General features: G+C 71.3%; 4 protein-coding genes. 3 read left to right on the forward strand and 1 reads right to left on the reverse strand.

The window, feature by feature from the left end; genetic code table 11:
- Positions 1 to 330 precede the first annotated feature (330 nt).
- Positions 331 to 573 (reverse strand): AbrB/MazE/SpoVT family DNA-binding domain-containing protein, encoded by a 243-nt coding sequence (locus FDZ70_08100; protein TLM72835.1) that lies wholly within the window; start codon positions 571 to 573, stop codon positions 331 to 333.
- 137 nt (positions 574 to 710) lie between these two features.
- Between FDZ70_08100 and metG the strand changes: the two genes are divergently transcribed.
- The 3 genes from metG to FDZ70_08115 all read left to right on the forward strand — a co-directional run.
- Complete coding sequence (gene metG / locus FDZ70_08105) at positions 711 to 2,261, forward strand: methionine--tRNA ligase (GenBank protein ID TLM72836.1); 1,551 nt, start codon at positions 711 to 713, stop codon at positions 2,259 to 2,261.
- A gap of 7 nt (positions 2,262 to 2,268) precedes the next feature.
- A complete protein-coding gene (locus tag FDZ70_08110) occupies positions 2,269 to 3,129 on the forward strand; it encodes a TatD family deoxyribonuclease (GenBank protein TLM72837.1) in 861 nt (286 codons plus the stop codon).
- Positions 3,050 to 3,395 (forward strand): flavodoxin family protein (locus FDZ70_08115; protein TLM72838.1); only part of this gene is annotated, 346 nt, incomplete at its 3' end. The genes FDZ70_08110 and FDZ70_08115, both read left to right, overlap by 80 nt.

Below are 3,395 nucleotides of genomic sequence, written 5' to 3' on the forward strand. Positions count from 1 at the left end.
TCGCCGAGGTGTTCCCGGCCAGGCGCGCGGCGCTCGCGCGCGAGCTCACGAAGCGCTTCGAGGAGGTCGTCCGGGGCACCACGGCCGAGGTCGCGGCCGAGATCGCCTCGCGCGCGCAGGTGAAGGGGGAGGTCGTGCTGCTCATCGGCCCGCCCGCTGCGGGCGAGGGCGCGGCCGCGCACACGGACGACGACCTGCGCGCACTCGTTGACGCGCGGGTGCGCGAGGGCGTTGCGCGCACGCAGGCGGTCAGGCTCGTCGCCGCCGAGACCGGGGCGCCTCGCAACCGCGTGTACCGCGCGTCGCTCGGCTCGGGCTAGGGCGAAGGCCTCAGCCCTTCTTGATCGCCGCGAGGCAGTCCGTGCACACCGCGCGCTCCAGGACCGCGCCGACACCCTCCGTCGTCCCGCAGAACACGCACGAGGCCTCGTGCTTCTGCAAGACGATGCGGTCGCCGTCCACGAACACGCGGATCGGGTCGCCCGTGTCGATGCCGAAGGTGCGGCGCAGCTCCATCGGAATGACGATGCGCCCGAGCGCGTCGAGCTTGCGGACTATTCCGGTGTCCCTCATCGTTCCCGCCTTCCCCCGCCCATGCCTGCCGCGGCCTTGGGGTATCATCGGAACCCGATGGCCCGCCGGCCGGCGGAAGCCCCGATGTGCCGCCCTCTGCTGTCAGAACTTGCCCTTGAAGGCGTGAAGCGTAACGTATGGACAGGCCCTCGTTCTACCTCACGACGCCGATCTACTACGTGAACTCCGTGCCGCACCTCGGCACGGCGTACACGACCGTCGCCGCGGACGCGCTCGCACGCTACCGCCGGATGACCGGCTCGGACGTCTTCTTCCTCACCGGCCTCGACGAGCACGGGCAGAAGGTCGCTCAGGCCGCCGAGGAGCACGGCGTCTCCCCTCAGGAGTGGTGCGACTCGATCGCGCCGAGGTTCCTCGAGACCTGGGAGATGCTCGACATCAGCAACGACGACTTCATCCGCACCACCCAGGAGCGCCACAAGGCCGGCGTGCAGGCGTTCTGGACGAAGCTGCACGACGACGGCTACCTGTACCAGGGCCACTACGAGGGCTGGTACTGCGTGCCCGACGAGACCTACTGGACGGCCGAGCAGCTTGCGGAGGGGAAGTGCCCCACCTGCGGCCGCGACGTCGAGTTCGTTCGCGAGGACAACTGGTTCTTCAAGCTCTCCGAGTTCGCCGGCCGTCTGCTCGCCCTCTACGAGGAGCGGCCTGAGTTCGTACAGCCTGAGACGCGGCGCAATGAGGTCGTCTCGTTCGTGCGCGGCGGTCTGAAGGACCTGTCGATCTCCCGCACGACGTTCACCTGGGGCGTGCCGCTGCCCTTCGCCGAGAACCACGTGACCTACGTGTGGATCGACGCGCTGCTCAACTACGTGACCGCGGCCGGCTATGGGGTCGACTCGGAGCGCTTCGAGCGCTACTGGCCCGCCGACGTCCACTTCGTGGGCAAGGACATCATCCGGTTCCACTGCGTCATCTGGCCGGCGATGCTCATGGCGGCCGGGCTGCCGCTGCCGCGTACGGTCTTCGCGCACGGCTTCCTGCTGGCCAAGGGCGAGAAGATGAGCAAGTCGAAGGGCAACGCGCAGAGCCCCGCCGATCTCGTCGCGAGGTTCGGCGTCGACGGCTACCGCTACTACTTCCTTCGCGACGTGCAGTTCGGCGCGGACGGCGCGATCTCGATGGAGGCGATGGTCCAGCGCTACAACGGCGATCTGGCCAACGACTGGGGCAACCTCGTCTCGCGCCTGCTCAACATGACCGAGAAGTACTTCGACGCCATCGTGCCCGCGCGTCCGGATGCCGAGCCGGTCACCGCCGAGGATGCCGAGCTGCGCGGGCTCGCCGAGGCGCTGCCGGAGCGCTACGAGGCCGCGATGCGCGAGTTCGACTACGCGGGCGCGCTCGAGGCCGCATGGGACGTCGTGAAGTGCGCGAACCGCTACGTCGAGACCGCGGCGCCGTGGAACCTCGCGAAGGACCCGGCGACGCACCCGCGCCTGGCGGCCGTCATCCACGACGCTCTCGAGGCCGTCAGGATCATCGCGCTCCACACCGCGCCGGTCATGCCCGCGACGTCGGCCGAGGTGTGGCGGCGCATCGGCGCCGGCGACCTCGCTGCCGTCACCGACCTGCCCGCCCGCGCGGCATGGGGCGGCCTGACGGTGGGCGCTGCGGTGGACAAGGGCGAGCCGCTGTTCCCGCGCATCGTCGAGGAGGGGTAGCGCTTCGATGTCGCCGGGCAACGTCGACCTGCCGGTGATCGGCGCGCGCAGCGCCGACACCCACGCGCACCTCGACATGCTCGACGACCCGGCCGGCGCGCTCGAGCGCGCGGCGCTCGCGGGGACGACGTTCGTGGTGACGGTCGTCGACCCGACGGAGAACGCGGGCGCCTCGCTCGACAGCGTCCAGGCGTGGGCGGACGAGGCGAACGCGCGGCTCGTGAACTGGGCGATCCCTGACAGCGTGCCGCCGGAGGTCCGCGTCATCGTCGGCGTGCACCCTCACAACTCGCGCCACTACGACGAGTCCGTGCGCGCGCTCATCACCGAGTTCGCCGCGCTGCCCGTGGTCACCGGGATCGGCGAGATCGGGCTGGACTTCCACTACGACCACTCGCCGCGCGCCGACCAGGTGAGCGCGTTCTCGGCACAGCTCGAACTCGCCAGGCAGTTCGACCTGCCGGCCGTCGTGCACCTGCGCGAGGCGCACGAGGAGGGCATCGCGCTCATGCGCGAGGTCGGCCTGCCCGATGCCGGGTGCGTCCTGCACTGCTTCACCGGCGGCCCCGCGCTCGTGGCGCCCTTCCTCGAGCTCGGGTGTCACATCTCGTTCGCCGGCCCGCTGACCTTCCGCCGCGCGGCCGACGTCCGCGAGGCGCTGCTCGCCGTTCCGCTCGACCGCGTCCTGTTCGAGACGGACTGCCCGTTCATGGCGCCCGAGCCGCTGCGGGGGCGCACCAACGAGCCGGCGTGGGTCACGCTCACGATCACGAAGGCGGCGGAGGTGCGTGGCGAGCCGGCCGAGGTGGTCTCGCTGGCGGCGCTCGAGAACGCGCGCCGGCTGTTCGGCGGGCCCGAGCGTGCCTGAGGCCGCCGCGGTCCTCGGCATCGCGGGCAGCCCGCGCCGCCACGGCAACAGCGAGCGCATGCTCGATGCCGCGCTCGAGGGCGCGCGCGAGGCTGGCGCGGCCACGGCGGCCATCGTGGCGGCGGAGCCGGGGATCGAGCCGTGCCGAGGGTGCAACGCGTGCTCGCTGACGGGCGAGTGCGTCATCCGCGACCGCATGCGCGAGGTGTACGCCGCGCTCGACTCCGCCGGCGCGCTGGTGATCGCCTCGCCGGTGTTCTTTGCGA

The sequence above is a fragment of the Actinomycetota bacterium genome, assembly GCA_005774595.1.
Classification (GTDB): Bacteria; Actinomycetota; Coriobacteriia; order Anaerosomatales; family D1FN1-002; genus D1FN1-002.